Genomic DNA, 26,949 nt, shown 5'->3' with positions numbered 1-26,949 from the left:
ATCTATTATAGCATCTTTTTCTATTATTGTAGCTGAGTTGTTGCCAAGCTCTAGAGTCACTCTCTTTATGCCAGCTTTTCTAATGATTGAATCACCTACTGCAGGTGAGCCTGTAAATGTTACCTTCTTTACCATTGGGTGGGATACAAGATAATCACCTATGCTTGAGCCAGAGCCAATTACCACATTAAACACCCCTTTTGGCAACCCTGCTTCTTCTAAAATTTCAGCTAATATCAAAGCCGTAACAGGTGTAGTTGAAGCTGGCTTTAGTACAATTGTATTGCCTGAGGCAATAGCTGGTGCTACTTTGTGTGCAACGAGGTTTAAGGGAAAGTTAAATGGTGTAATAGCTGCAATCACACCCATTGGCACCCTTATGTAGTAGCCCACCCTGTTTGTCCCAGATGCGCTTGCATCCAAAGGCACAGTCTCACCATGTATGCGTATGGCTTCGCAGCTTGCAAACTTGAATGTTTCGTAGCCTCTTATTACTTCCCCTAGAGAATACTTCCAGGCTTTGCCTGCTTCTTTGCAAATCACAGCTGCTATTTCATCTTTGCGCTTTAGAATTAGATTGGCTGCTTTATCTAGTATTTGTGAGCGCTCATATGCAGGTGTTTTTCTGAAACTTTCAAAAGCATCTTGAGCAGCACTAACTGCTGTATCCACCTCTTTGGTATCGCACAGTGGAACTTTTGCAAACACTTCATTCGTATATTTTTCTGTAACATCAAGTAATTTGTCTGTTTCAACCCAACTGCCACCAATATAGGTTTTGTAGGTTTGCATCAGGGCACCTCCTTTTAGTTTTCAAAATGCCTGTAGCTTATAGCTTCTTTAATATGCGATTGTAAAATTGGATCACTTTTTGCAAGGTCTGCAATTGTACGTGCAACTTTTAATATTTTTGTATAGCTTCTCATGGAAAAATGCATTATTTGCATAGCTTGCTTTAGAGTTCGCTCAGCTTCGACATCCAGTAGACAGTATTTTTTTATCAAACGAGGACTCATCCGAGAATTTATGAAAATTTTTTCATTTGCAAAGCGAAAATGTTGAATCTCTCGTGCTTCAACAACGCTTTGCATTAAACCAGCACTCGTATAAGAAGAGGCAGCCTGTATTGAGTCATAGTCAAGTTCTGGCATTTCTACATACAAATCAATCCTATCTAAAAACGGTCCAGAAATTTTACTTCTATAGCGTCTTATTTGATCAAAACTGCACGTACACTTTTTTGTTTTTGAGCCATAGTAACCACAAGGACAGGGGTTTGCAGCAGTTATTAGCATAAAGTTGGCAGGGTATTGAATCGTAAATTTTGCCCTTGATATATTGATATAACCATTTTCTAACGGTTGTCTCAATACTTCTATTACATTGCGCTTAAATTCGGGTAATTCATCTAAAAACAATACACCATTATGTGCAAGACTGATTTCACCGGGTTTTGCATCAGCTCCACCGCCAATTAAACTGATGTCACTTGCTGTATGGTGCGGAGAACGAAATGGTCTTTTAGTCATCACGCCATTATTTTTTAATATACCTGCCACACTGTATATTTTGGTTGTTTCTATAATTTCTGATTCGCTCATTGGAGGCATAATAGTAGGTATCCTTTGTGCAAGCATGCTTTTTCCTGTGCCTGGTGGACCTGCAAGCATTAAATTGTGAAACCCGCTTGCAGCAATAAGTGCAGCCCTAATTGCCCTATACCTGATAATCTTTATAAATATATACACAGTTTTGCCCGTGCAGCCCTAATTGCCCTATACTGACCTTTGATCTCTGAAAAATCAACATCATAGTTATCGCTTTCAAACGTTTTATTGCTATCGTACAAATTTACGTTTATTGTCCCATTTAAAAAACCAATAACTTCTGATAAGTTTTCAAACGCATAAATATTTGTTTTTGCAAGAGAAGCTTCACAAGAATTGTCTTTTGCAATTACAAGGGATAAATTGTGCTTTTTGGCATACACCGAGATTGGTAAAATACCACTTATTGGCCTTAGTTTTCCATCAAGAGACAATTCGGCTACAAATAAAAATTCATCCAAATTTTTTGATACCTCAACACCATTTACCATCGCAATGCCGATCGCTATTGGCAAGTCAAATTGAGAACCTTCTTTTTTTACATCTGCTGGGGATAAATTGATTGTAAGTCTTGTTGCTTTAAATGGTATTGAACTATTTAAAAGAGCACTTCGTACGCGCTCTTTACTTTCTTTAATTGCATTATCAGCAAGGCCTACAATAACAAACATAGGCATACCTTTTGAGCTATCAATTTCTACATCAACACCATATGCCTCAATACCTATTAAAAAAGCACTTTTTAGTTTACAAAACATTTATTGATTTCTGGTTTTTACCGATACAGTTTCTGAATCAGGACTAACTTGGCCCCACTTGTCAACCGCTTTGACCCAATAATAGTAAGTAGTATCAGGCTTTACCTTATCATCAATATATGATGTGTCTTTAACCTTGGCAATTTCATTTGTTATAAATAAATAGTACCTTCTAAAAAGTTTGTAATAAGCTATGTCGTTACCCGAGCTTGCCCATTCAATTTTTATTGCTCCAGTTGGCAGTTGTTCTACTTTTATACCTTTTGGAGCTGATGGAATAGGAAAAGTCTTCCCCTGAACAATTTCTGAATCTGGGCTTTTAACACCTGTTGCATCCACAGACCTTACCATAAACAGATAAATTTTACCCGGTTCAAGGTTCTTTATAGTATATTCCAATACAGAGGACTTTGCTTTTCCTGCATAAGACATTGAAGAGGGGCTATTGCCATAGTAGACTTCATAATAGGCAACATTTTTTGTTGGACTCGGAAACCAATAAACAGCAATTGTACCAGCACCTGTTGGATTTGCTTTTAGTGATAAGGGAGGAATTGGTTTATTCTGCGTTAAGCCAGATACGTATGCACTGGGAAGACTTTCTACACCTTTGTAATTAATACTTGATATTTCATAATAGTAAGTAGTACCATCACTTAGTTCTGTGTCTGTATATGTGGTGTTTACTCTGCCATTTACCCTTTTTATGGCTTTAAATGGACCCAGGGAAGATTGAGCTCTATAAATCATGTAACCAGATACAGACATATCGTTTGAAGGCTTCCATTGCAATATTAAACTATGAGGTAAGCCACTTATTACTTTTAAACCTTCTGGCGGTTTGGGTCTTGGCAGTGTTGTTGCAGAAACTTGTGCAAATGGCCCGACACCCTGATCATTAAAAGCTGCAATTCTATAATAGTATGTAGCATCATTTTCTAAAGTAGACAAAATACCGCCAGTATCTGTATAACTAGACTGTAGGTTATTGTTGATTTGAGTTAAAAATTCAAACTTGCCCGTAGGAGAGCCTGATCTATAAACCACATAACCTTTTACATTTTGATTTGTAATAGGAATCCATGTAAGTGTAACGGATTGTATGCCGCCTTTTGCTGAAGTTATTTGCACGTTGGGCAAATTCGGGTTAGTTTTTGTTATTTGCACAGTTGAACATGATGATACAAACAGCAAACCAAAAAGCACTAAAAACCATTTTTTCATATGTTTACCCTCCAGTTTTAGTTTATCTAACTATAAATATACAATTTTTGCTAATTTTGCAACAAAAAAATATCGCTACAGCTTTTTTAATTCCACGCCTGTTGAAAAAAATACCGCCCCCTGACCTATGTCTGACAATTTGTCACTTGTTAGTGCATTTATCGGTTGTTTATTAATATAATCATCAGCCCAATAAAGCCCCCTTGAGATTAAAACGCCTTCTTTTACATCTTCACAAATAACAGCTTTTAAAATGCAACTGCCCTGCTCATTAAAAACCTCAACATTGTCATTATCTTTAATGCCATGCTTGATAGCATCTTTAGTATTAATTTTTACAGATGGAACACCTGAGTTTTTTCTTAGCTTATCAATGTGGGCAAATGTGGAGTTTAAAAAATATTTGTTTGGTGGAGTAATCAAAATAAAAGGGCAGTGAGTGGAGAAATCAGTGCACTCAGGTAAATCTTTGCCTGTCGAATTAACCGCATCTTCATTTTTAAACTGGATTTTGCAGAGCTTTGTGTAAGCTGTATCTTTGTATGGGTAACCTATGTTTTCTAAAACAATGAATTTTTCTTCTAAGAGCCTGTTTAGAGTAATATTGTGGCTTTTAAAGTAACTGTCATCTAGAGCTTGACTTGCAAGCTCATATGCATTATCCCTAAAACACCGCTCCTTAAAGCCAAAAGCTAAAGCAAGCATGCTGAATACTTCGATATTGGGCTTTGATTCACCTAAGGGCTCAATTGCACGTTTTGCAAATGCAATTGTATTATGCCAGTAGCTGGTATATAAATCGTCGTGCTCAAGAAATGTTGTTGCAGGCAAAACAATATCGGCATACAGCGCAGTGGTTGTCCACAGTCTTTCATGAACCACGACAAACAGATCTTCTCTTTGAAAGCCTTTTTTTACCAAATTATGATTTGGGGCTACAACAAGAGGGTTTGAATTGTAAACGTAAATAGATTTAATAGGGTTTTTTTCATCCGACAAAGCTTTGCCTAACTCTACCATATTTATAGTTCTGGTTTTTGATGCTAACAAGTCGGGTCTTTGAAGTAAGTTTTTGTTTATAGGAAAGTAACCAGAATTTGATTTTATAGCTCCACCTGCTTTGAATTTCCATGCGCCAACCAAAGCTGGTAGCAAACTAATTGCCCATGTGTTACAACCACCGTTTAAGTGATGCTGTAAACCATTACCTATTCTGATGAAACTTGGGTGGGTGGTGGCATACTCAATTGAAAGTTTATTAAGTTGTTTTTCGCTTAGGCCTGTTTGTTTGCATACTATATTTGGTGTGTATTGTTTTGTTAGTTCTTTAAACGCACCAAAACCATAAGTGTTATTTTCAATAAACTCCCTATCGTATAAATTTTCATTTATAATAATATTTGCGATACCAAGCGCCAAAATTCCATCACTAGCTGGGTTTATATGATAAAACTCATCGGCAAAATGTGCCGTTTCATTTTTTTCAACATCAATAGAAACGATTTTTGCCCCACTTTGGCGGGCTTTTTGAGCAAAAATAGCTTGATGTAAATTTGTGGCAAGTGCATTTACACCCCAAAAAACGATAAATTTAGAATTTGAGGTATATATGGGGTTTGTACCAATAGCTTTTCCATAGGCTAACTCAAAACCTTTAGTGCCTGCTGCAGAGCAAATTGTGCGCAGTAGTTTTGCAGCACCAAGCTTATTAAAAAAACGCCTATCCATACTTGCATTATTAAGCACACCTTCTGTACCCGCGTAAGAGTATGGTAAAATCGAGTCGCTTGTGTAATTTTTTAAAATACGCTGCCATTTTGTTACAATAGTCTCTATAGCCTCATCCCAAGAAATGCGCTTAAATGCATTAGTGCCTTTTTCGCCTACCCTTTTGTGGGGATACAAAACCCTTTTATCTGAATAGACAACCTCTTTATACTGAGCCGTTTTATTGCAAATGATGCCTTGAGTAAAGGGATGATCCTTATTTCCAGAGATTTTTGCGACCAAATTGTCTTTAATTTCTACTTCCAAAGCGCAGGCATCAGGACAATCATGTGAACATACGCTAAAACATTTCATATTATTTATTATAATTTCAATTTCCAAAAAAACAACTATTTGTATATAATAAGTCTTTATGAGAAAAGGGCGTATTGTAAAAATGTCTCAAAATAACACACTTGTTTTATCAAGCAAAGCTATGCTCAATTTCCCTTTTAAAACCAAACACAATATGTATGACATAATCGATGAAAATGATAATTTAATTGTTCGTTCTTATAAAAAAATGGATTTTGAAAATAATTTGTTGTATTTAAAGGAAAAATTGCACCTTATCAGCAAAGCAAGATATTTTTTCAAAGAAAATGGCTTTGAAGAGGTTTTAACACCAAAATTAAAACCGCAGTACCTAAAAGAAAGGCACATTAAAAAAATCAGAACAAAGTACGGATACTTAGTACCTTCATTTGAAATTGAACATAAAAAACTTTTGTGTTTAGGCTTTGAGAAGATATTTGAGCTAAACTTTGCCTACAGGGATGATTTTGAAGATAAATGGCACAGCAAAGAATTTTTAATGCTTGAGTGGTATAGGGCATATGCAAAACCAAAAGAGATCGTTAACGATTTCAAAAATTTATGCATATTCTTAAATGATTCAAATACTGTATTAAAAATCGGCTCAAATAATATAGACCTTGAAAGATGCGAGTTTTTTTCTTATCTCGAGCTTTTTTTAAAATATTTAAACCTTAATATAGCACACCCTTTTGATAAAAGCAAAATAATTTTGGAACACAACCTAGAACCCAATCTAACAAAATCCCAAGTCCTTGACTATCTATTTGCAACATACATAGAAAAAAACTTAGGAAAAAGATGCATTAGTATAGTGTATAATTTTCCTGATTTTACATTTTTGGCTAAAAAAGAAGGCAAATTTGCAAAAAGGTATGAGTTTTACATAGATGGCGTAGAATTAGCCAACTGTTACGATGAGGAAAATGATTTTGTTAGGCTAAAAAAATACTTTAGAGCCTCTACAGACAAAGAATTTGTAGATTATATGGCTTTTGGTATGCCACAAGCAAGCGGCATTGCGTTTGGTTTTGATAGAATTTTAAAACTACTTATTGTAGGTGACAGTGCTTAATGCTTTTTTAAAAATAAATACCTAAAAGAGGAGGGAGGCGACACGATCCATATGGTTTCAACATCGCAATTGCCAATGTTCCTGTAATAGTGCTTAAGCGCAGAAGAAAAATAAAAACAATCACCTTCTTCTAACTTAAAACTTTCGTTTGATACTTTGAGTTCAAGTTCTCCTTTTAGAATGTAGCCAAATTCTTCACCTTTGTGCCTATGCCAACCGTTTGAATCACTGTTTGGCGGTATTATTTTGTATGCAGGTTCCATTATTTTATTTGAAGGGTCAATTACTAACAAATCTCTGATCACGTTATTATCTGGATAAATTATACGTGTACGCTGATTTTTTCTAACAAATACCCCATTTTGGCCCGTGGTGTTAAGCGTTTTTGGCGTATCAATCCCTAATGTTTCTAAGATTTTCTTTAGAACTTTTACCGACGGGTATACTTTATTCTTTTCTATTAAGGAAAGATAATTGGGCGAACATCCAGCTTTTCTGCCTAAGTTTTTCAGCGTAAAACCTTTTTTCTTACGCTCTTGTCTAATTTGTTCACCAACATCCATATGTTTTATGTAAAAATTTTTAGTGGCACATCGTCATTCTTTTTTATTTCGCCTCGTTTTATTGCTTCTTCAAGATCTATCTGTTTTTGTTCTTGAAGCTTTCTTAGGTATTCCTTCTCATCTTTTATGCGTCCACGTTCTTTTGCTACCTGGATAAGTTTTTCACCAATTTTCTTGCCTGTATGACGAATAGTTTCTTCAGGAAAATATACAGCACCGCAGCCTGGGCAACTATACACTTCAACATCTGGCACAACGAGCATTTCGCCTTTAACAGGTCGCTTAAATGGCGTTTTTGTCTTTATCATATCTCTACCACAATACTTACATCTCATTAGCTGCTCCTTTTTTATAAAATATTAAGAAAGAGGGGAAAGACCCCTCTAAAAACCTTTAACCTTTAACCTTTACTCTCCAGGGCTTACCATGCTCTTTTTCGTAGGCAGCTTCACGAAGAGTCTTTCTCTTTAAGTATATTCTTGTTGGGTCAACGATCATCCTTAGGACTTTTAATTGCTCATGAGATGGGGTTGGCGTTGTGGGAACATCGTCTGTTGGTTTCAAAACCTTACCGCTTTCGTCTTTTAACTCCCACATAACATTGTCTATAACATCCTTTAGGCTTACATCTGGGTGAACGCTTCTTAACCTCATATCATAGATACCTTCTTCTGGGAAATTTTCCATAATACAAAGGTCAGACACCATCAAACCTTTACCACCTCTTGGAATTCCGTAATCCCATCGTGACTCACCCTCTGGTCCTCTTGCACCACCTAATGTCGTTTTAAACTGTACATTATATGGAAATCGCCTTTTTTCTTGAACCATAACGCTTAATATAAAGTCAGATTGTGTGCCTATTGGGTTTGAGCCACCAGAACCTGTAAATATTACATTTGGACCCTTTCCAGTGCCAGATGCAATAGATGTCCATTGATTGCGAGGTGCTTCCCAAAGACCAGTTGCATTAATATTGCCATACTCATCGTACTCTGCGCCACCTAAGCCACCGCCTACAACATAGCCGCGCTGTTCATATGTACCAAATGCATCCATCATTGACAGTGCCGTTGATGCCATATAAGCACCTCTAATATCGGCAACAGATACTGGTATGTGTTCGAAGTGAGGATCTAACATACCTGCTTCCATAACAATTATTGCATCTGGGTTAATTGTATGCTGCGCAAGCGTCATTGTAAGAACGGGCAGTCCTGTTCCAATAAACATTGATGCACCATCTGGTATCATAGTTGAGCTTGCAATGGCGAGCAACTCCATCGTAGTAAATTCATCAGGTGGAACATCATTTTCTTTACAATAAGCTTCATAGTCTGCATCGCTAATGCCACTATTAAAAGACCTTACTCTTTCTTCAATTCCTTCAACGGTTGGTATATGTACTGGTACAATAACATTACTACTCATGTTTGCCTCCTTTAAACTTATATTGGTCTGTACTGATCTGGCTTATAGCCATATTTTGTATCTGCAATAAGCTCATATAGCCTTGCAAAACCCGTTGCACCGCTTGGGCACTCATATTTTGCTTTTATTTTGCCAAACTCAAACTTATCTGTGCCCACTTTATTTTGCAAGAAATCCCACTCATCTTTGCCCACTATATTATGCCAATACCCCGCTAAAGCTTTTCTGCCATCAGCTGTATCTGCTGAGCGGTTAGCTTGAATGTAGAATTTCCACCACATCCAGTCATAGTCATACATATATGTTACGTTTGTTGGGTATCCGCCCCATGGCGTCTCTACAATTGCATCTACATGTATCATTGGTATTTGATTCTCTGATGGTCTAAACCTCAACTCTTCTTCGGGTACTATTTTTTCTGCTGCAATTACTAAATACTTTGCACTCAATGACTGCTCAACATCTGGCACAAGCAGTCCTTCTATGCGTGCTGTACCTTCTGTGCCGCATCGTTGCACGTGTGTAGTAGCTAGATAAGGTATTGCTGGCGGGTACAAAACTGCCTTTATTGCAGCTTTACCTGTATATTTATTTGCCTGCTTTCTTAGTTTTTCGTAGAATATGCCGTCTTCTTCTGCTGCAGTCTTATTCCAGGTAGTATCTGGTGCATCGCCTAGTGACCACTTGTTTTCTGGGTCGTATTGGTGAGGTCTAAGTCCCCAACCATCAAATGGGTCGTCCACAATCACTTGTCTTGCTGGTGGAATATCTGGGTGAACCCACATACCTTTTTCGTTTTTGCCCCTAAGGCCTGCCTTACCAAAAATATCATACTCAATCAAATCAGAACCTATGTCTGTCATACCTGTTGCAAACTGCATCCCAAAGCGACCTGCATGTGTCCTAAGCGCCCATGAGTAGTTTGAAAATAGCATGTAAGCACTAATATCGCCATCTTCTAAGCCTTTTCTAATCTCATGTGAAACTGGCTGAATTGTCTCAAGACCAATAAATGTCATTTCAATCCAATCAAGCTGGCCTGCACCTGCCATCATCATAACAGGCGTTGCACCTGCATTCGTTTGCAAATATAAGTTTGGTATATTTTGTCTAATAACTTCCCTTGGGATTGAGGCATTAGTCCTAGTATAACCAAAGCCACCTACAACCCAAGCCCTATGCGGCTTAACAAACTTACTGACCGCCTCTTTGATGGACATTATTTTACTTGCTGTTGCCATAAAGTCCTCCTCCTAAATTTTTATAGAATTCTTCTAAGTTTTCGATATCTTCTTGCGTTTTCTTAATAACACCATTGTTATCTGCATGCTCAATGGGCACACCCAACGTGTCGCTCAAGATTTGAATAAATTCCGTTACTTTCTCAAATTTCATAAAGCTTATGTAGATATCGATTGTATAGTCTGTATTAAAGTAAATAATCGGATACATTTCATCATAGTCAAGCTTATCATTCTCCTTAGAGTAAGGTACTAACCTAAATCCTCGATTTTCGATATCCACTATTTTGCCCAGGCTCTCAACTTTTTGTCTTATCTCATCAAGTGTAATAACATCACCACCACCGATTATATAGCCTGGAAGCGTAGAAAAATCGCTCACTATTTAAGCTCCTTTCGCCTTGCCCAAATTAGCCTTAGGGCATTTTCTACTTTTTCTTGGGCGTATTCTATCATTTCATTAGCATTTTTTAGGTAGTCAAGGTTTTTTCTTAGTTCATTTTCTACCACATCTGCCGTTTTATTTGCCTGCATTTGTTCGATCAATTGAGTAATTCTAGTTAGCGCACCGGGCATTTTCTTAAATTGCCACATCCATGTGTCAAAATAATAATTTGATAAAGATAAATCCCAGACTTCGCTAGTTAATTTCAACCAAACCTGCACACCCTCAATGTCCCTAGGTTTTTGCACCTCTTGTGGCTTTTCCCTAGCCGTTTTCTTAAACGCTTTTGGATAAGCTATCACGCTACACCTCCTATATTATAGAATCCACTCTTGGTTCATATGATATACAATATAAATAAAAAGTCAAGTATTTTTTTATATTTATTTAGTTTATGTGTTTTTGGTAAATTCTGTTAAGTTAATTTATAAACTCTTGTTATACATTGACATAAACTGAAAATCTTGTAATTTTTTTGAAACTAATAACCAATAATGTTGCAAATAATTTAAAAATGAGTATAAAAGGATGTTAGGCAAAAGGAGGGATTGTATGAATAAAAAAGATTTTTTAATTCGTTTTTTCCTAGTTTTAATTGTATTTTTGGCCACACAGAGTTTATCGTTTGCCAATTCAAATTTAAAAGATGGTATTGATGCATATAACAGCAAAAACTATAAAGAAGCTTACGGCATATTTTCGCAATTAAGCAAACAAGGCGATTCTCAAGCTCAATATATTTTAGGTACCATGTATTTAAACGGCCTTGGTGTTAAAAAAGACTACACAAAAACTTATAATTTTTTTGAAGAATCTGCTTCGCAAAACAATAGCTTTGGCGAGTATGGTCTTGGGTATCTATACAAACACGGCCTTGGTGTAAAAAAAGATTTATTAAAAACGCTCTATTGGTGGGAAAAAAGTGCTCAATTAAACAACAAAGAGGCACTATATGGCCTTGGGTTTTTATACAGCCTTGGGCAGGGTGTAGAGCTTAACTACAAAAAAAGCTTTGATTATTGGCAAAAGGCAGCTTATCTGGGATCAAGTTATGCTCAATACAGGCTTGGTCTTTTATACTATGAAGGTGATATAGAAAAAAACTACATTAATGCTTACACATGGTTTGATGTTGCAAAGCGGTTTTCTAATCCAAATGAAGAAATTTATGATCTGGCTGTACATCATTTAAATATAGTTAAATACAAATTGACAAGCAATCAGATATCCCAAGCCAAAGAGCTAGCAGATAAACTATATAATCAAATAAAAAACAATAATCAATGAAAACACATCAATCAAATGGCTGCTAAATGAAACAATTCAATAAAGAAGTCTTTAAAGATGCCTGGCATCTAATAAAGCCCTATTGGGTATCAAAAGAAAAAAAGACTGCGTATATTTTGCTTGCTGCTATTATTTTTTTAAACTTGGCGATTGTTTTCATAAATGTGTTATTTAATTTATGGTATAAAGAATTTTATAATGCTTTGCAGGAGTTTAACGAAAAAGCTTTCTGGATAGCGCTTGGTCAGTTCACTGCGCTTGCATTTTTTTATATAATATCAGCAGTTTACTCGCTCTATTTAAATCAAATGCTTCAAATAAAATGGCGCAAGTGGCTTACAGACGAGTTTTTAAATAAGTGGATGGATAAGAAAATATATTATCATCTTCAAGTGTTTAACCACCAAACCGACAACCCGGATCAGCGAATAAGTGAAGATTTAAATATGTTTATATCGCAATCATTGGGTTTGTCTTTGGGGCTTTTAAGTTCTGTAGTTACCCTATTTTCGTTTATCAGTATATTGTGGATTGTATCTGGTCCACTGCATTTATCCGTTTTTGGTTTTTTAATTACGATTCCAGGCTATATGGTATGGGCAGCACTAATTTATGCAATATTTGGCACATGGATTACGGCTGTTATTGGAAGGCCACTGATACCACTAAATTTTAACCAACAGCGCTTCGAAGCAGACTTTAGGTTCAACTTAGTGCGTATAAGAGAAAATAGTGAAAGTGTAGCCTTATATAGTGGCGAAGAAAAAGAACACGGACATTTAATGCGTAAATTTGCTGATATATTTGAAAATTATTGGAAGATAATGGTAAGGCAAAAAAAGCTTACATGGTTTACCTCAGGTTATAATCAGATAGCAATTATTTTCCCAATACTTGTAGCCGCACCAAGGTTTTTTGCAAAAAAAATACAACTTGGGGGACTCATGCAGATAGCTCAAGCCTTTGGTCAGGTGCAAACATCATTATCATACATAGTAAATAGCTATACTGCTTTAGCCAACTGGCACGCTGTAGCTGATAGGCTTCGTACTTTTGAACACAACATTCAATCAATAAAAGCTCTTCAATCAATTAATAATAATATAAAATATAAACCATCTGATTATCTATTATCAGTAAAAAACCTCTCAATTATGCTCCCGGATAACAAAACTTATTTAATTAAAAACTTAAACTTTGAGCTAAAGCCAACACAAAGCTTGCTCATAGTAGGCCCCTCAGGTATTGGCAAAAGCACGCTTATTCGCACAATTGCAGGGCTTTGGCCTTTTGGAGATGGTGAAATAGAATTACCACAAAAAGAAAAAACACTGTTTTTGCCTCAAAAACCCTATTTACCTATTGGCACTCTAAGGGATATCTTAATCTATCCCAATGGTGATCCTTCAACAGATAATGAAGTACTAAAAGAGTTGCTTATAAGCTTGAATTTAAAATATTTGTCAAAACATTTACTAGATGTAAATATGTGGTCGCAGGTTCTATCCTTAGGTGAGCAGCAATACATTGCCTTTGGTCGTATCTTTTTACAAAAACCTGATTGGATTTTTATGGACGAAGCCACAAGCGCTCTTGATGAAAAATCAGAAAGACTCCTTTACATGAGACTATTTAAAGAACTACCGCAGAGTGCATGTTTAAGCGTAGGCCATAGATCCAGCTTGCTGAATTATCACAAAATTAAATTATCATTATTGGGCGAAGGCAATTGGTCACTTGAGCCTATTAAAAAAAGCGATTCGGCTAAAATCTCATATTTAAAGGAGGAGTTTGCGTAAAATGGATAACATTGTAAGGTTGGTAATAGGATCTTCAATCTATGACCTTGTGAAACAAACACCTATAAATTATGCTGTTAATCTTTCGAAAAATTTAAACAATAAAATTCTACTAAAAAGGGAAGATTTACAGAACGTATTTTCATTTAAGATAAGAGGCGCTTACAATAAGATTAAAAGTCTTCCAGAAGAAGATAAGAAGAAAGGTATAATATGTGCCTCAGCTGGCAATCATGCGCAGGGTGTGGCTCTTTCTGCAAAAAAAATGTCAATTCGCGCTACAATCGTAATGCCAAAAACAACACCACAAATTAAAATTGATGCAGTAGCGCGCTATGGAGCAAGCATCGTCTTGGAAGGTGATAGCTATACAGACGCCTACAATGCGTGTAAGATTTTAATTGATCAAACTAAAATGACCTACATACCTCCTTTTGATGACGAGCTTGTAATAGCAGGCAATGCTACAATCGCAAATGAAATTTTGATGCAGACAAGCTCTGAGGTAGATTATATTTTTGTGCCTATTGGAGGAGGCGGTTTGATCGCCGGTATTGCTTCTTTTATTAAAAACATAAACCCGCAAATAAAAGTCATTGGGGTTCAACCAAAAGACTCAAATGCAATGTATTTGTCTTTTCAAGCTAAAAAGAAAGTTGATATTGACGAAGTAGGAATTTTTGCAGATGGTGTAGCCGTTAAAAGTGTAGGAGACTTGACGCTTGAGTTAGTATTAAAATATGTAGACGATATTGTTTTGGTTGACACAGACGAGATATGCTCAAGTATAAAAGACATCTATTACGATACAAGAAACATTGTAGAACCCGCTGGCGCGCTAGCAGTGGCTGGCATAAAACACTACATCGATGAACACTCAATTTCTAAAAAAACATTCCTTGCTATAAATTCTGGTGCAAATATGAATTTTGATCGATTGAGCTTTGTTGCAGATAGAGCTCTAATTGGCGAAAAGCAAGAAGCACTGTATGTAGTAGAATTGGAAGAAAAACCTGGTTCATTTAAACGCTTTTGTATGGATTTAATTGACAATATAAATGTATCTGAGTTTGACTATAGACTTACAAGCAGACAAAAAGCTTATGTGTTAACAGGTCTTAATATAAATTACAAACAAGAAAAAGATAAATTTTTAGAAAAAGCAAAACGACTGGGTTATAACATTTTTGATGTTACAGATAACGAAATCGCAAAAAGTCACATTCGCTATATGATTGGCGGCAAAACTGCTTTAGCCCAAAACGAGGTTTTGTACCATTTTTCTTTTCCAGAGAGAAAGGGCGCTTTATACGAGTTTTTATCAAAAATGAAAAGTAACTGGAATATCTCTTTGTTTCACTACAAGCACATAGGAACAGACTATGGTAAAGTGCTGGTTGGTCTTGAAATACCCCCAGGTGAAATTCAAGATTTTAAAGTATACTTAAAAGACTTGCGCTATCCTTTTACAGAAGAAACAAACAACCTTATTTGTAAAATATTTCTATAAGATAAGGTAGGAAGGAAGCGCCCTTGCGGCGCGAATTCTAAATGCGGACTTTATGGTAGGAAAACAAGGGGAAAAAAAGTGCCCAAAAAGGGATTTCTTAAGCACGAGTATTCATTATAAAAAATTTTTTCCAAAAGTCAAGTTTTTTAAAAAATTTTTTTTGATAAACTTTGCACAATGATCTAAAAATTGCCAGTTATTTAGTCACTCTTGACACTAAAAATTCTTTAGTGTAAAAATAACCTATATATAAATCTAAAAAATTGGTTTTTTATCTTTTTGGTATTTTGTAACAAAAAAAGGGGGGGAACCATGTCAAGAATCGTTGTCTTGGGAGCTGGCATTTCTGGGCATACCGCCGCATCTTACCTTAGGAAGCTCTTGCCAAAAGAGCATGAAGTGGTTGTCATTTCACCAAATAGCAAGTGGAACTGGATACCTTCTAACATTTGGGTGGGGGTAGGTGAAATGGAGCCAGAAGATGTAACGTTTGAGCTTGGGCCAATTTATAAAAAGGCCGGTATAGTTTTTAAACAAGCAAAAGCTATTGCCATTTATCCAGAAGGTTCATCAACAATTTCAAAGCCCTTTGTTCAGATTGAGCATACAAGCAAAGAGTCTTTTGGAAATCAAGAAAATATAGAATACGATTACTTGATAAATACAACTGGCCCAAAGCTTAACTTTGAGGCAACGCAAGGCCTCGGTCCAGAAAAAAACTCTTTGTCTGTATGTAGCGCACAACACGCCAAAGAAACGGCAAAAGAGCTTAAAAAAACCATTGAAACTATGAAAAAAGGCAAAAACGCTGTATTTCTTGTTGGCACAGGACATGGCCAGTCTACCTGCCAAGGAGCAGCCTTTGAGTATGCTTTTAACCTGGACTTTATTTTAAAAAAAGAAAAGGTAAAAGATAAAGCAAAAATAGTTTACATAACAAATGAGTACGAGCTGGGTGACTTTGGTATGGGAGGTGTACATATAAAAAACGGGGGCTACCTAACACATACCAAAACATTTACTGAATCTTTGTTTACAGAAAGAAACGTCTCGTGGATAAAAAGGGCGCATGTATACAAAGTCGAGCCAAACAAGGCATATTACGAAACGCTCTCTGGTAATCATAATGAAATTGAATTTGATTTTGCAATGCTTATTCCGCCTTTTGCGGGTGTTGGCCTAAAAGCATACAATAAACTCAACGAAGATATTACACAAACTCTTTTTGTACCAAATGGCTTTATGAAGGTTGATGCAGATTATACCCAAAAGCCTTATGAAGAATGGAAAGCTTCTGACTGGCCAAAAACATACCAAAACCCCACATATAAAAATATATTTGCAGCAGGTATAGCCTTTGCGCCACCTCATAGTATATCAAAACCAATGAAAAGCTCAAACGGAACACCTATTTTCCCAACACCGCCGCGCACTGGCATGCCATCTGCTATAATTGGCAGAAATTGTGCCCTAAATATTATTGATATGATTAAATATGGCAATCAAACACCAAAGCATACTGCATCTATGGCAGAAATTGGCGCAGCGTGTGTAGCTTCAACTGGCGCGGGCTTTTTTTCTGGGACTGCCGCTTCTATCACAGTGTATCCAATTGTACCCGATTTTGAAAAATACCCAGAATACGGCAGAGATTTGCTCTACACGTTTGGAGAAATTGGGCTTGCAGGGCATTGGATTAAGCTTCTTTTGCACTATGGATTTATTTACAAGGCAAAACTGAAACCATTTTGGTTTATATTACCAGAATAGGAGGAGAAAATGATAGAAGAAAGAAAACCTTACGAGCAAGCTTTTTTTGCCTCAAAACCTACTGCTTTTACAAAATTTTTAAGAACATGCGTCATCTGGCAATTAGTTAAATTTGGCATTATTAATCTGAAAATGACACTTATGTTGTTAAAGTCCCATAAGTAGCTATGGGACTTTAACAAATAGGACCTATATTAATAGGGATTTTGTTTTGCTTTTGCAGATTTGCAAATGTGCCACAAAAGCTCCAAAATGATTGTTTATCAAAAATTGAAGTTGCAATAAGCCAAATGACGCTAGATAAATGACCGCTTTGGCAATACGATACTGTGGGTTTATTAATATCTATATCTTCTTTTGTAAACAAATTTTCTATCACGCTTTTTGGTCTTATAACCCAATAATTAGAGACTTTTTCTAAAAAATCACCAGCATATAACCACTTGGCACCTTTAATATGGCCTTCTAAATATTCTTTTCTAGGCCTTGAGTCGATTATTTGCATCGTATTTTCGTTGTTTATTGACCAAAGCAAAAAGCCCTTTTGAGCTAAAATATTACTTGGATTAAATTTTATAATAAAATGTGACTTTGGTAAACTGTAATTGCCTTTAACTACGGGGAATTTTTCGCTTTTCCATTTTTCAAATCCCCCATCCATATAGTATATATCTCTTATGCCAGACCAATAAAGCGCACTGATAACCCAGGCAGCTTTAGCTATAAAATTTGCTGGATTGTTATAATCTTCGCCCGAATACACAATATATGCGGCATTACTTTTTAACCCATACTCAGAAAATATTTTTTCTAATTGTTGGTTATATGGCATTAAACCCAACTCACCCTCTTTTGGTGCTATGATCTGATTTTCTGTTAAATTTACGGCGTTGGGCAAATGACCAGCTAGGTAATTTTGCTTATTTCGTGTATCAATCACAATGATATTCTTTTGGGTTTGCAGCATAGAGCCTACCTGCTGCGTTGTCAAAATGCCAATTTTTGCATAAACAGGACCACTAAAAATTAAACCTGCAAATAACACAAAAAACAAGATAAATTTTTTGTCACGCATAAAAACCTCCTATCTTGTATTGGTCGGTAATTATATATCTTTTTTCAAAAAAAATCAACAAAAAATTAATTTCTTTAATTTATTGACAAAATTAATTAAATCTTGTAAACTGAAAGTAAAAGATTTAAGAAAGGGGGTTAAAAATGAACACTTTTAAACGGCTTCTTTTGGGATTGGCTATTTTTTCTGTTATTTTTTTACCGAAATTAGTTTTTGCGGCTGAACCTATTAATATTGGTATTATAGCAGAACAAGGCACGCTTGTAGGTGATTCTATCGTAAATGGTGCAAAATTAGCTGCCGATCAAATTAATGCAAAAGGTGGCATTGATGGCAGGCCAATAAAGCTATTTATTTATGATGATCACATGAGAGCAACGGACGCAGTACAAGCATTTCAAAGAGCTGTATACGATCATCATGTAGTAGCAGTAATGGGTAGCTGGATAAGTGAAGTGGCACTTGCTTTAGAACCTTGGGCTGCAAGACTACATACAATATATATTACAACTGGCGCAGCAGACCCAAAAATTACTCAGCTAGTTCATAATAATTACAATATGTACAAATATGTATTCCAATTAAAGTACAATGCAACAGAAATGGCACAAACGGTATGCAATTTTATACGCGATGATTTAGTGAAACAGTATGGCTATAAAACTGCCTATGTTGCAAGCGAAAATGCAGCATGGACCGAACCACTAGATGCAGAGTATTTAAAATGTTTGCCAAAAGTGGGCGTTAAAGTTGTAGGACATATGAGATTTGCACCAAATACGACGGATTTTACACCCATTTTGACAAAAATAAAATCAAAAAACCCTGATCTTTTAGTAACAGGTTGGGCGCACACAGGTTTACAACAAACAGTTCAGTGGCATGAAGCAAAATACCCATTCTTAATAGTGGGCATAAATGCTCAAGCAAGCACATCTGACTTTTGGAAAAAAAGCAACGGAGCTACAGAAGGTATAATTAGTCAAGCAGAAGGATCCCCATCCCCCATCACACCCAAAACCATACCTTTTGTTAAAGAATATGAAAAAGTATACGGCATAACGCCTGCCTATGGAGGCTATACAACATACGATTCAATATATGTTCTAGCAAATGCTATACAAAAGGCAAAAACAACAAACACAGACGCTTTAATAAAAGCATTAGAAGCTACCAATTATGTTGGCGTTATGGGTCATATTGAGTTTTACGGCAAGGATAGTCCATTTGCGCATGGCATAAAGTATGGCAAAGGTTTTGCCACAGGTGTGATACTCCAGTGGCAGCATGGCAAATTAGAGACGGTTTGGCCAGAAAATGCGGCAACAAGCAAGGTAATTCTGCCATCATTTGTTAAAAAATGAACCTATTCTGGCAAATTTTATTTGATGGCTTTATTATAAGCTCAATTTACGCTGTGGGAGTTGTAGGGTTTTCTCTGATATTTGGCACAGCAGGCGTGCTTAACCTTTCCCACGGCGCCTTTTTGGTATTAAGCGCCATTATTTCATGGTTTTTTATAAGCCATTTCCACTTACCATTGATAATCGGTATGCTTTGTGGGATTTTGGCTTCAGTTATAGTATCTTACCTGTTGTTTATTTTGATAATAAACCCTATAGACAAATCCAAAAAGATACCACATGCAGAAAAAGAAGTGTTCATACTGACTGCAACACTTTTATGGTCCATGATTATAGAAGAACTGCTGAATTATTTTTTTAGCTCAAACCCTGTGGTTGTGCCACCTTTTGTTAAAGGTGTTTTGCATTTATTTAAAATGAATATTACTTACAACGAAATATTACTTTCTCTTTTCTCGGTAATCGTACTAATCGCCTTGTGGACTTTTATAAACAAAACAAAGACAGGCAAAGTGCTGCTTGCTGCCTCCATGAGCCATGACGGGCTAGCTATAAGTGGTGTTGATATTAAAAAGGTCTATATACTCTTGTGGGGCGTGTATGGGATATTAACCGGCTTTTCTGGGGCTTTGCTTGCGTCTTTTTTGGGCGCAAGCGCAGAAAGTGTCCCAAGTCTTACAGGACTTGCTTTTTCTGTTGTGGTACTTGGGGGCTTGGGCAATATCACAGGCTCAATTTTGGCCGCTTTCTTAATTGGCTACATACAAACCATGACCGCTTATTTGATTTCGCCTGCATACACATCAATACCAGCTTACATAATTTTAATATTGATACTGATGTTTAAGCCGAAAGGCTTGTTTGGCAGGTTCTAGCATGGCTAACGTTTTAAAAGATAGAGTTACACTCATTGGCCTTGTAATTTTCTTAATCCTAATATTTGTGCCGCAAATCTTTTCACCGTATGTTGTTGGTACTTTTACCATAGCATTGTACTTTGCAGTATTTGTTATGTCGTGGGATTTGTTATTTGGTTATTCTGGCGAGGTTAATTTTGGCCCTACCTTCCAGATAGGTATAGGTGCCTACACTGCAGCTATTCTAAATATTAACACCCAGCTGCCATTATCGGTGTGTATTGCACTTGGTGCTGTAGCAGCGGTTGCAGCAGGACTCTTTCTTGTTGCTCCTGCCTTGAGACTTAGAGGACCTTACTTTGGACTGATTACGCTTGTTAGCGTTTTGCTTTTAGAACAGTTTGTTACAATATTTGCTCAATACACAGGCGGTGAAATTGGCCTATCTGTACCTGGCATTATATCGGTTAGTTCTAAGACAAACTTTTATTTTGCACTTTTATTCTGCGCTTTCAGTGCAACTGTGCTGCTTGTTATTGCAAAATCGCCCATTGGCTTAATCCTTCAAGCTTCCGCCCAAGACCCAACAGAAGCAGAAAGTTTAGGTTTTAATATAACAAAATACAAAGTGCTGGCATTTGCTATCAGCGCTTTGTTTAGCGGATTATCCGGTGCATTGCTTGTATTTTACTTAGGCACAGCGTCGGTTAGTCTTGTAGTATCTATTGCTGTGGTTTTGCAAATTATCATATCGGCTATAATTGGTGGCCGAAGAACAATTATAGGGCCCATACTTGGAGCTTTTTTTATAATACTCTTAAGAGAGTGGCTGCAGCCTCTGGGTCAGTTAAACTATGTGGTTGTATCTATAATGGGGCTTATTGTGCTTTTGTTTTTGCCAAACGGCATTATAAGCTTGTTTTTGAGGAAAAATTAAATGGCGCTTTTGGAAGTAATTAACTTAGAAAAACGATTTGGCGGCATACATGCTACAGACAATGTAAGTTTTGAGGTCAAAGACCATGAAATTGTAGGTTTAATTGGCCCAAATGGTGCTGGCAAATCAACCATCCTGCATTTAATTGTAGGTTTGCATAAACCCACAAGCGGCACTATTAAGTTTGAGTCAAAAGAGATTCAGCATCTTTCTATACACGAAAGAATCAAGAAAGGTATATCGGTAATGTTTCAACACTCAAGGCCGCTTAGCAGGCAAACAGTTTTGGAAAATATTGAATTATCTTTACTACCCGACAAGTTTAGAGTATTTTACCCAAAAGATATAAAAAACAAAGCAATTGAAATAGCAAAAAAGCTTGGCTTAGACCTTGCGCTTGATAAGCGCCCAAATGAGCTACCATTTGGTATTGTGCGCAGAATGGAGCTTGCAAAAGCCCTTGCACTAAACCCAAAGCTTTTGCTTTTAGATGAGCCATTTGCCGGTTTGAGCCACTCTGAAGTTAGCGAATTTTCAAGACTCATTAAATCTTTAAAAGCAGAGCGGTTTTCGATTATTGTTATAGACCATAATGTTAAAGCTGTAAAAGATTTAGTTGATAGAATTGTTGCAATACATGCAGGAAAAATAATCGCAAGCGGAATTCCCGATGAAGTCATTTCAAACGCAGAAGTCAAAAGGGTGTTTTTGGGAGAAGTCCAAGGCACTGCCTTTGAAAAAAAGCCCTTAGACCAAGAAAACAGCATTTTGCTTGAAGTAAATATCAAATCACTTAAATACAACAAGGCACAAGCTCTAAGAGATGTAGATTTGATTGTAAGAAAAGGCCAGTTCGTGTCGGTTGTGGGACTAAACGGTGCAGGTAAAACGAGTTTGTTTAGGGCTATATTTTCATTTGTTAACTACGAAGGTGATGTAAAGTGGCAAGGCCAATCCATTCAGCATCTTGACACTGCTGATATTGTAAATTTAGGCATAGCTTTTGTGCCAGAAACAAGGGAGCTATTTAAATACATGAGCGTAGAAGAAAACTTAAGCCTTGCTTTGCAAAAGGTTGAAAAAAACGAAGCCAAAAACAGAATAGAGGAAGTTTACTCAATATTCCCAAGGCTTTTAGAGAGAAAAAAGCAATCTGCAAGTACACTTTCTGGCGGCGAACAGCAGATGCTTACCATTGCTAGAGCTCTTGTGCAAAAACCAAAAATGATTGTGCTTGATGAGCCCACACTGGGACTTGCACCTATTGTGCTTGAGGATATTTCAAAAGTTTTAGATTATATGCATAAGCAAATGAACCTAACAATTCTGCTTGGTGAACAAAACCTGCACTTTGCCCTAAAGCACTCAGATAGAGTATACTTGCTTGAACACGGCAGTATCATATGCGAGTGCACAATGGAAGAGTTCAAAGAGCGCATAGGCGATAAATATTTAGCTTAAAAAAGGAGGTGAAATGCTTGTAGATTACTATAAAATTGATGATTTGCTAAGCGGTGAAGACAAATTGCTTAGAAATTCACTAAGAAAATTTTTAGAAGACAACATAAAACCGCTGATTAAAGACGCTTGGCATAAGCAAAAAACGCTTGATTTTAGAAATATTGCAAAACAATTTGGTGAGCTTGGCATACTGGGTAGCTTCATAGAAGAAAAATACAACTGCCCTGGTGCTACATATACTACCTACGGCATGGTCTGCCAGGAAGTAGAGCGTATAGATAGCTCTCTTCGAAGTTTTGTTGCTGTAAATACAGGCCTTGTTATGTATCCCATCTGGCGCTTTGGCAGTCAGGATCAAAAAACCCACTTTTTGCCTAAGCTTGCAAGCGGAGAAAAAATTGGCTGTTATGGCTTAACAGAGCCCGATGCAGGCTCAGACCCATCCAGTATGAAAACCACAGCAAAAAAGATGGATAACAAGTGGGTACTTAACGGTTCAAAAATGTGGATTACAGAGGCTGAAATTGCAGACTTAGCAATTGTTTGGGCAAAAGATGCAGATGATGGAAAAATAAAAGGCTTTATAGTAGAAAAAGGCACTGTCGGGTTTTATCAAAAAGACTTAGACGAGCTTGGTTCTATGAGGGCAGGCGGTGTAGGTGAGCTTGCGTTTACAGATTGTGCAATACCGCTAGATAACAGGTTGCCAAACATTGAAGGCCTAAGGGGTCCGTTTTCTTGTTTGAATATGGCTCGCTACGGGATATCATGGGGGGCAATTGGTGCAAGCATGGACTGCTTTGAAACTGCACTTTCCTACTCGCTTGATCGCAAGCAGTTTGGAGAGCCCATTGCTTCATACCAGCTAGTGCAAGAAAAGCTTGCAGATATGATTACGGAAATTACAAAAGCTCAGCTTGTAAGCTTAAGACTATCGCAGCTTATGAATGAAAATAAAGCTACACCAGCGCAAATATCGCTTGCAAAGAGAAACAATGTAAGAACAGCCAGGTTTTGCGCAAGAATCGCCCGAGAAATACTTGGGGCAAACGGTATAAGCCTGGATTATTCGCCCATTCGCCATATTGCAAACATTGAGTCTGTATACACATATGAGGGCACAGACGATATGCACACACTAATAATTGGCAAAGATATAACGGGCATTGAGGCGTTTAGGAAAAAATGAATGCAAGTCTTCCACTTGAAGGTATAAAGATCCTGGATTTATCGCGTGTGCTTGCTTTACCTTTCGCTACTATGATACTATCGGATTTAGGTGCGGAGGTAATAAAAGTTGAAAGGCCTGCATTAGGTGATGAAACGCGCCATTGGGGGCCTCCGTTTTTAGGATCAGAAAGTGCGTATTTTCTCTGTGTAAATCGCAATAAGAAAAGCATTACTGTAGATATAAAGAAAAAAGAGGGTCAAAAGATCATACACGATCTAGCAAGTATATGCGATGTATTTGTAGAAAACTACAAGGTTGGAGAACTCAAAAAATACTCTCTTGATCATGAGAATATCAAAAAAATTAATCCATCAATAGTATATTGTTCGCTAACGGGTTACGGTCAAAATGGACCCAAAAGCCACCTACCGGGTTATGATTTTATTATGCAAGGAGAAAGTGGTTTGATGAGCATAACAGGCTCTTTGAAAGGACAACCTATGAAAGTAGGCGTGGCAATTTTAGATATTGTATCTGGCTTGTATGCTGCAGTTGCAATACTTGCAAGCCTCCTCAAAAGGCAGAAAGTAAACCAGTCTGAGTACATAGATCTTGCGCTGTATGATTGTGCTGTAGCTAGTTTGGCAAATGTAGCGTCAAACTACCTCGTTGGTGGCAAAATACCCAAGCGCTATGGCAATGCTCATCCCAATATTGTCCCATATCAAACCTTTAAAGCCAAAGACAAATACTTTAATCTAGCTGTTGGAAATGATGAGCAGTTTCAAAAGCTCACTGAACTTCTAAGTGAAAAATCTCTCAAACAAGAAAAATTTAGAAAAAATGCAGACAGAGTAAGAAACAGAAAAGAACTGATTAAAATCTTGCAAAGCATATTTGTAACCAAAAATGCATCATACTGGGTAGAGTTATTTCAATTGCACAACATCCCAGCAGGTCACATTAATAATCTCAAAGAGGTTTTTGAAGATGATCAACTATTTGCAAGAAATATGATAAATGCAATTAAGCATCCATTTGGCACACTAAATTTTGTTGGCTCTCCTTTAAAATTAATGAACTCAAGTATTAAAAAACCGCAGAATTCTCCCTTGCTTGGTCAAGATACAATGGGTGTACTAAAAAATTTATTACATTACAAAAAAACAGACATTGAATACTTAAAAAACCAAAATATTATTTAAAAAGTGTTGACAAATGCAAAACATTACTTATTTTATATAAATAGGGCTTGGAGTAAGTAAAGTTTAATTTTGAACGATGAGAGAGGAAAACGTGCCTTTATTAAAAAGATCAAACGAGTTATCCCTTGAAAAGATAATACCGCTTAGCACAAGCGAAACATTAAGAAATAACTTTATTGTGCTAGATCAAGAGTTGCCCGCGAATATTAGATTTGGTCTATTGCTTGAAATTATGGATACTTTGGCTGCAGATACTGCAAGGATGTATGTGAATCAATTCTACAAAGATGCTATTGTGGTAACTGCTGCGATTGACACTATAATAGTGCGAAACCCAGCAGATATTTCAAAAGACCTGATATTCAAATCACGTATAAACTATGTAGGTAAATCTTCTATGGAAGTTGGCATAAGAATCGAGCAATCAAATCCTCAAACGCATATCGCTACCTGTTATTTTACATTAGTGGCCAGAAGAGGTCCAAGAGATAACAGGGTAAACATAGAAATACCTACTTTGGATTACATTGATGATATGGAAAAAAGGAGGTACCAAAAAGCAATAGAAAGAAAGGAACATTACTTAGCTCAAAAGAATTTAGAAAGTCAACCACCCTCACTAGAAGAATATCGACTGCTTGAAAACTTACATGAATCACAAAAAGACCCAAACTTCAATGGTCTTTTGGCATCAAAACTATCACTTACTTCATGGGAACGCACATTTCCAGCTTACAAGAACCCAAACCAAACCATATTTGGCGGTTATTTAGCAAGAAGATCATACGAGTTATCCACAATGTGCGCTGAATTAATTTCAACAAAAAGGCCAATCATAGCTGCCGTAAATAGAATGAATTTTTTAAACCCTGTCAAAATTGGCGATAAACTATTATTTAAAAGCAATATAGTCTATACCCACAAAAGTTTCATATGCATTGAAACCACAATATCGCGAGTTGGACGTTACGAAAAGAGGATCAGCAATTTAACTGATTCTTGCCTATTTACATTTGTTAATGTTGATGAGAAATTAAAACCCTATCCAGTAGAAACTATATATCCGCTAACATACTTTGAAGACCAAAAATACCTAGAAGCACGAAGAAGCTTAACGTCTATTATTTCAGAAATAAAAGATGGTTTGCTCAAAGACAGCGATATTGCTCATTTTGATTGATTTTTAAAAGCTTCTAATAGGTAATTTTCAAAGATGGTTTGGGCTTTGTTGTAGCTGTTTATTTTCATTAAATAAAACCATCTGTAAATTTTTATAGTGCTAAAAGGGATTTCTTTTAACATACCCATTTGAAGCTCGTTTTTAATTATAAGATCACTTAACGCCGATATACCCAGATTGCAAGATACAGCATTTTTAATAGCTTCTGGGTTATTAAATTCATAAGCTACCTTTACATGTGCACCCACCTTTGCAAACTCGGCTTCTATTATTTGTCTTGTGCCAGAACCACGCTCTCGCATGATAAATTGCTCTTTCAGTAGATCTTTGAGTGCTACCTTCTGTATTGAAGCAAACCTGTGTTGAGGCGAGCAAATAAACGACAATTTATCTTTTGCAAAGCGTGTTATTTTTATAGATTTATCATTAGTGTAGGGTAAACCTTCTATAAGGGCTATATCAATTTCTGATGTACGCAGCTTCTCAATTACTTCCGAACTATTTGCAATAAACAAACTCAAATCTATATCAGGGTAGGATTGCTTAAATTTTACAATAAGCTCTGGCAGTAAATAATTGCCTATAGTCATGCTTGCACCAATAGATACTCTACCCTTTTTTAATGTATTAAAATTTTCTAAGCACAACTTGGCTTCTTCTAAAATATCAAATATTTTTTTTGTATAATAATAAAACTCTTTGCCTTCTTCTGTTAAATACAATCGCCTATTTTTTCTCAAGAATAATTTAACAGAAAACTTCGTTTCCAGATCTTTTATTGTCTGACTAATTGCAGATTGAGTGACAAGAAGCTCCTTTGCGCTCTTGCTCATATTGAGTGATTTTGCTACACTGTTAAATACCACTACATGATGCAATGACAAATCAGCCACATTCATAAGTTCTC

26 protein-coding genes are annotated in these 26,949 nt (G+C 36.5%); 13 read left to right on the top strand and 13 right to left on the bottom strand.

Annotated elements, in window-relative coordinates; translation table 11 throughout:
- The 5 genes from DESAMIL20_RS10050 to DESAMIL20_RS10035 all read right to left on the bottom strand — a co-directional run.
- Positions 1-792 (bottom strand): aldehyde dehydrogenase family protein (locus DESAMIL20_RS10050; protein ID WP_143340277.1); only part of this gene is annotated, 792 nt, incomplete at its 3' end.
- 14 nt (positions 793-806) lie between these two features.
- A complete protein-coding gene (locus tag DESAMIL20_RS10630) occupies positions 807-1,748 on the bottom strand; it encodes a YifB family Mg chelatase-like AAA ATPase (protein WP_204218603.1) in 942 nt (313 codons plus the stop codon).
- Complete coding sequence (locus DESAMIL20_RS10625; RefSeq protein ID WP_204218602.1) at positions 1,733-2,365, bottom strand: magnesium chelatase domain-containing protein; 633 nt, start codon at positions 2,363-2,365, stop codon at positions 1,733-1,735. The genes DESAMIL20_RS10630 and DESAMIL20_RS10625 overlap by 16 nt, the downstream gene beginning before the upstream one ends.
- Positions 2,366-3,589, bottom strand: coding sequence for a fibronectin type III domain-containing protein (locus tag DESAMIL20_RS10040; protein ID WP_086034715.1), 1,224 nt, complete (start codon positions 3,587-3,589; stop codon positions 2,366-2,368).
- A 75-nt stretch (positions 3,590-3,664) separates the two neighbouring features.
- Positions 3,665-5,671 (bottom strand): molybdopterin-dependent oxidoreductase, encoded by a 2,007-nt coding sequence (locus tag DESAMIL20_RS10035; protein WP_143340276.1) that lies wholly within the window; start codon positions 5,669-5,671, stop codon positions 3,665-3,667.
- A 58-nt stretch (positions 5,672-5,729) separates the two neighbouring features.
- Here DESAMIL20_RS10035 and DESAMIL20_RS10030 point away from each other — a divergent pair, with 58 nt between their 5' ends.
- Complete coding sequence (locus DESAMIL20_RS10030) at positions 5,730-6,746, top strand: amino acid--tRNA ligase-related protein (RefSeq protein WP_086034713.1); 1,017 nt, start codon at positions 5,730-5,732, stop codon at positions 6,744-6,746.
- Here DESAMIL20_RS10030 and DESAMIL20_RS10025 read toward each other — a convergent pair.
- Genes DESAMIL20_RS10025 through DESAMIL20_RS10000 form a run of 6 tightly spaced genes read right to left on the bottom strand, consistent with a single transcriptional unit; the run spans position 6,743 to position 10,728 of the window.
- Positions 6,743-7,309, bottom strand: a complete 567-nt coding sequence (locus DESAMIL20_RS10025; RefSeq protein WP_086034712.1) for a helix-turn-helix domain-containing protein — start codon at positions 7,307-7,309, stop codon at positions 6,743-6,745. The two genes, DESAMIL20_RS10030 and DESAMIL20_RS10025, sit on opposite strands and share 4 nt — an antisense overlap.
- Positions 7,310-7,314: 5 nt before the next feature.
- Positions 7,315-7,644: a YgiT-type zinc finger protein gene (locus tag DESAMIL20_RS10020; RefSeq protein WP_086034711.1), complete on the bottom strand. Its 330-nt coding sequence runs from the start codon at positions 7,642-7,644 to the stop codon at positions 7,315-7,317.
- Positions 7,645-7,702: 58 nt separating this feature from the next.
- Positions 7,703-8,740, bottom strand: a complete 1,038-nt coding sequence (locus DESAMIL20_RS10015; protein ID WP_086034710.1) for a CoA-transferase — start codon at positions 8,738-8,740, stop codon at positions 7,703-7,705.
- Between the two features lie 17 nt (positions 8,741-8,757).
- The gene (locus tag DESAMIL20_RS10010; RefSeq protein ID WP_086034709.1) at positions 8,758-9,981 is read right to left on the bottom strand and encodes a CoA-transferase; all 1,224 of its coding nucleotides are present in this window, start codon (positions 9,979-9,981) and stop codon (positions 8,758-8,760) included.
- Positions 9,965-10,363 (bottom strand): hypothetical protein, encoded by a 399-nt coding sequence (locus DESAMIL20_RS10005; RefSeq protein ID WP_086034708.1) that lies wholly within the window; start codon positions 10,361-10,363, stop codon positions 9,965-9,967. The genes DESAMIL20_RS10010 and DESAMIL20_RS10005 overlap by 17 nt, the downstream gene beginning before the upstream one ends.
- Positions 10,363-10,728, bottom strand: a complete 366-nt coding sequence (locus tag DESAMIL20_RS10000) for a hypothetical protein (RefSeq protein WP_086034707.1) — start codon at positions 10,726-10,728, stop codon at positions 10,363-10,365. Before DESAMIL20_RS10000 ends, DESAMIL20_RS10005 begins: the two co-directional genes overlap by 1 nt.
- A gap of 250 nt (positions 10,729-10,978) precedes the next feature.
- Here DESAMIL20_RS10000 and DESAMIL20_RS09995 point away from each other — a divergent pair, with 250 nt between their 5' ends.
- The 5 genes from DESAMIL20_RS09995 (at position 10,979) to DESAMIL20_RS10620 (ending at position 16,957) form a co-directional block, all read left to right on the top strand.
- Positions 10,979-11,713 carry a tetratricopeptide repeat protein gene (locus tag DESAMIL20_RS09995; RefSeq protein WP_158090578.1) on the top strand — a complete coding sequence of 245 codons (735 nt, stop codon included), beginning with the start codon at positions 10,979-10,981 and terminating at the stop codon, positions 11,711-11,713.
- A gap of 26 nt (positions 11,714-11,739) precedes the next feature.
- Positions 11,740-13,512 carry an ABC transporter ATP-binding protein/permease gene (locus tag DESAMIL20_RS09990; RefSeq protein WP_086034705.1) on the top strand — a complete coding sequence of 591 codons (1,773 nt, stop codon included), beginning with the start codon at positions 11,740-11,742 and terminating at the stop codon, positions 13,510-13,512.
- A gap of 1 nt (position 13,513) precedes the next feature.
- Positions 13,514-15,022: a threonine ammonia-lyase, biosynthetic gene (gene ilvA, locus DESAMIL20_RS09985; RefSeq protein WP_086034704.1), complete on the top strand. Its 1,509-nt coding sequence runs from the start codon at positions 13,514-13,516 to the stop codon at positions 15,020-15,022.
- A gap of 312 nt (positions 15,023-15,334) precedes the next feature.
- Positions 15,335-16,792 (top strand): NAD(P)/FAD-dependent oxidoreductase, encoded by a 1,458-nt coding sequence (locus DESAMIL20_RS09980; protein WP_086034703.1) that lies wholly within the window; start codon positions 15,335-15,337, stop codon positions 16,790-16,792.
- Positions 16,793-16,801: 9 nt separating this feature from the next.
- Complete coding sequence (locus tag DESAMIL20_RS10620) at positions 16,802-16,957, top strand: hypothetical protein (protein WP_204218601.1); 156 nt, start codon at positions 16,802-16,804, stop codon at positions 16,955-16,957.
- A gap of 10 nt (positions 16,958-16,967) precedes the next feature.
- On the opposite strand, the gene DESAMIL20_RS09975 is transcribed toward DESAMIL20_RS10620, so the two are convergent.
- The gene (locus DESAMIL20_RS09975) at positions 16,968-17,867 is read right to left on the bottom strand and encodes a sulfurtransferase (RefSeq protein ID WP_086034702.1); all 900 of its coding nucleotides are present in this window, start codon (positions 17,865-17,867) and stop codon (positions 16,968-16,970) included.
- A 143-nt stretch (positions 17,868-18,010) separates the two neighbouring features.
- Here DESAMIL20_RS09975 and DESAMIL20_RS09970 point away from each other — a divergent pair, with 143 nt between their 5' ends.
- From DESAMIL20_RS09970 to DESAMIL20_RS09940, 7 genes are all read left to right on the top strand, one after another.
- Positions 18,011-19,231, top strand: coding sequence for an ABC transporter substrate-binding protein (locus tag DESAMIL20_RS09970; protein WP_086034701.1), 1,221 nt, complete (start codon positions 18,011-18,013; stop codon positions 19,229-19,231).
- Positions 19,228-20,106 (top strand): branched-chain amino acid ABC transporter permease, encoded by an 879-nt coding sequence (locus tag DESAMIL20_RS09965; protein ID WP_086034700.1) that lies wholly within the window; start codon positions 19,228-19,230, stop codon positions 20,104-20,106. Before DESAMIL20_RS09970 ends, DESAMIL20_RS09965 begins: the two co-directional genes overlap by 4 nt.
- Position 20,107: 1 nt before the next feature.
- Positions 20,108-21,025, top strand: coding sequence for a branched-chain amino acid ABC transporter permease (locus tag DESAMIL20_RS09960; protein WP_086034699.1), 918 nt, complete (start codon positions 20,108-20,110; stop codon positions 21,023-21,025).
- Positions 21,026-22,486 (top strand): ATP-binding cassette domain-containing protein, encoded by a 1,461-nt coding sequence (locus DESAMIL20_RS09955; protein WP_086034698.1) that lies wholly within the window; start codon positions 21,026-21,028, stop codon positions 22,484-22,486.
- Positions 22,487-22,499: 13 nt separating this feature from the next.
- Positions 22,500-23,675 (top strand): acyl-CoA dehydrogenase family protein, encoded by a 1,176-nt coding sequence (locus DESAMIL20_RS09950; RefSeq protein ID WP_086034697.1) that lies wholly within the window; start codon positions 22,500-22,502, stop codon positions 23,673-23,675.
- A complete protein-coding gene (locus tag DESAMIL20_RS09945) occupies positions 23,672-24,862 on the top strand; it encodes a CaiB/BaiF CoA transferase family protein (protein ID WP_086034696.1) in 1,191 nt (396 codons plus the stop codon). The genes DESAMIL20_RS09950 and DESAMIL20_RS09945 overlap by 4 nt, the downstream gene beginning before the upstream one ends.
- Positions 24,863-24,938: 76 nt before the next feature.
- Positions 24,939-26,042, top strand: coding sequence for an acyl-CoA thioesterase (locus DESAMIL20_RS09940; RefSeq protein ID WP_086034695.1), 1,104 nt, complete (start codon positions 24,939-24,941; stop codon positions 26,040-26,042).
- Here DESAMIL20_RS09940 and DESAMIL20_RS09935 read toward each other — a convergent pair.
- The gene (locus DESAMIL20_RS09935) at positions 26,030-26,941 is read right to left on the bottom strand and encodes a LysR family transcriptional regulator (protein WP_086034694.1); all 912 of its coding nucleotides are present in this window, start codon (positions 26,939-26,941) and stop codon (positions 26,030-26,032) included. The two genes, DESAMIL20_RS09940 and DESAMIL20_RS09935, sit on opposite strands and share 13 nt — an antisense overlap.
- Between the last annotated feature and the right edge of the window lie 8 nt (positions 26,942-26,949).

This window comes from Desulfurella amilsii, from assembly GCF_002119425.1.
Lineage (GTDB): Bacteria > Campylobacterota_A > Desulfurellia > Desulfurellales > Desulfurellaceae > Desulfurella > Desulfurella amilsii.
This window is presented reverse-complemented; position numbering and strand designations above follow the sequence as displayed.

What these genes read in the sequence shown, in the direction of transcription:
- DESAMIL20_RS10625 (WP_204218602.1), bottom strand. Translation starts at nt 2,365, where the DNA reads ATGTTTTGTAAACTAAAAAGTGCTTTTTTAATAGGTATTGAGGCATAT.
- DESAMIL20_RS10040 (WP_086034715.1), bottom strand. Translation starts at nt 3,589, where the DNA reads ATGAAAAAATGGTTTTTAGTGCTTTTTGGTTTGCTGTTTGTATCATCA.
- DESAMIL20_RS10035 (WP_143340276.1), bottom strand. Translation starts at nt 5,671, where the DNA reads ATGAAATGTTTTAGCGTATGTTCACATGATTGTCCTGATGCCTGCGCT.
- DESAMIL20_RS10030 (WP_086034713.1), top strand. Translation starts at nt 5,730, where the DNA reads ATGAGAAAAGGGCGTATTGTAAAAATGTCTCAAAATAACACACTTGTT.
- DESAMIL20_RS10025 (WP_086034712.1), bottom strand. Translation starts at nt 7,309, where the DNA reads ATGGATGTTGGTGAACAAATTAGACAAGAGCGTAAGAAAAAAGGTTTT.
- DESAMIL20_RS10020 (WP_086034711.1), bottom strand. Translation starts at nt 7,644, where the DNA reads ATGAGATGTAAGTATTGTGGTAGAGATATGATAAAGACAAAAACGCCA.
- DESAMIL20_RS10015 (WP_086034710.1), bottom strand. Translation starts at nt 8,740, where the DNA reads ATGAGTAGTAATGTTATTGTACCAGTACATATACCAACCGTTGAAGGA.
- DESAMIL20_RS10010 (WP_086034709.1), bottom strand. Translation starts at nt 9,981, where the DNA reads ATGGCAACAGCAAGTAAAATAATGTCCATCAAAGAGGCGGTCAGTAAG.
- DESAMIL20_RS09995 (WP_158090578.1), top strand. Translation starts at nt 10,979, where the DNA reads ATGAATAAAAAAGATTTTTTAATTCGTTTTTTCCTAGTTTTAATTGTA.
- DESAMIL20_RS09990 (WP_086034705.1), top strand. Translation starts at nt 11,740, where the DNA reads ATGAAACAATTCAATAAAGAAGTCTTTAAAGATGCCTGGCATCTAATA.
- ilvA (WP_086034704.1), top strand. Translation starts at nt 13,514, where the DNA reads ATGGATAACATTGTAAGGTTGGTAATAGGATCTTCAATCTATGACCTT.
- DESAMIL20_RS09980 (WP_086034703.1), top strand. Translation starts at nt 15,335, where the DNA reads ATGTCAAGAATCGTTGTCTTGGGAGCTGGCATTTCTGGGCATACCGCC.
- DESAMIL20_RS10620 (WP_204218601.1), top strand. Translation starts at nt 16,802, where the DNA reads ATGATAGAAGAAAGAAAACCTTACGAGCAAGCTTTTTTTGCCTCAAAA.
- DESAMIL20_RS09975 (WP_086034702.1), bottom strand. Translation starts at nt 17,867, where the DNA reads ATGCGTGACAAAAAATTTATCTTGTTTTTTGTGTTATTTGCAGGTTTA.
- DESAMIL20_RS09970 (WP_086034701.1), top strand. Translation starts at nt 18,011, where the DNA reads ATGAACACTTTTAAACGGCTTCTTTTGGGATTGGCTATTTTTTCTGTT.
- DESAMIL20_RS09965 (WP_086034700.1), top strand. Translation starts at nt 19,228, where the DNA reads ATGAACCTATTCTGGCAAATTTTATTTGATGGCTTTATTATAAGCTCA.
- DESAMIL20_RS09960 (WP_086034699.1), top strand. Translation starts at nt 20,108, where the DNA reads ATGGCTAACGTTTTAAAAGATAGAGTTACACTCATTGGCCTTGTAATT.
- DESAMIL20_RS09955 (WP_086034698.1), top strand. Translation starts at nt 21,026, where the DNA reads ATGGCGCTTTTGGAAGTAATTAACTTAGAAAAACGATTTGGCGGCATA.
- DESAMIL20_RS09950 (WP_086034697.1), top strand. Translation starts at nt 22,500, where the DNA reads ATGCTTGTAGATTACTATAAAATTGATGATTTGCTAAGCGGTGAAGAC.
- DESAMIL20_RS09945 (WP_086034696.1), top strand. Translation starts at nt 23,672, where the DNA reads ATGAATGCAAGTCTTCCACTTGAAGGTATAAAGATCCTGGATTTATCG.
- DESAMIL20_RS09940 (WP_086034695.1), top strand. Translation starts at nt 24,939, where the DNA reads ATGAGAGAGGAAAACGTGCCTTTATTAAAAAGATCAAACGAGTTATCC.
- DESAMIL20_RS09935 (WP_086034694.1), bottom strand. Translation starts at nt 26,941, where the DNA reads ATGAATGTGGCTGATTTGTCATTGCATCATGTAGTGGTATTTAACAGT.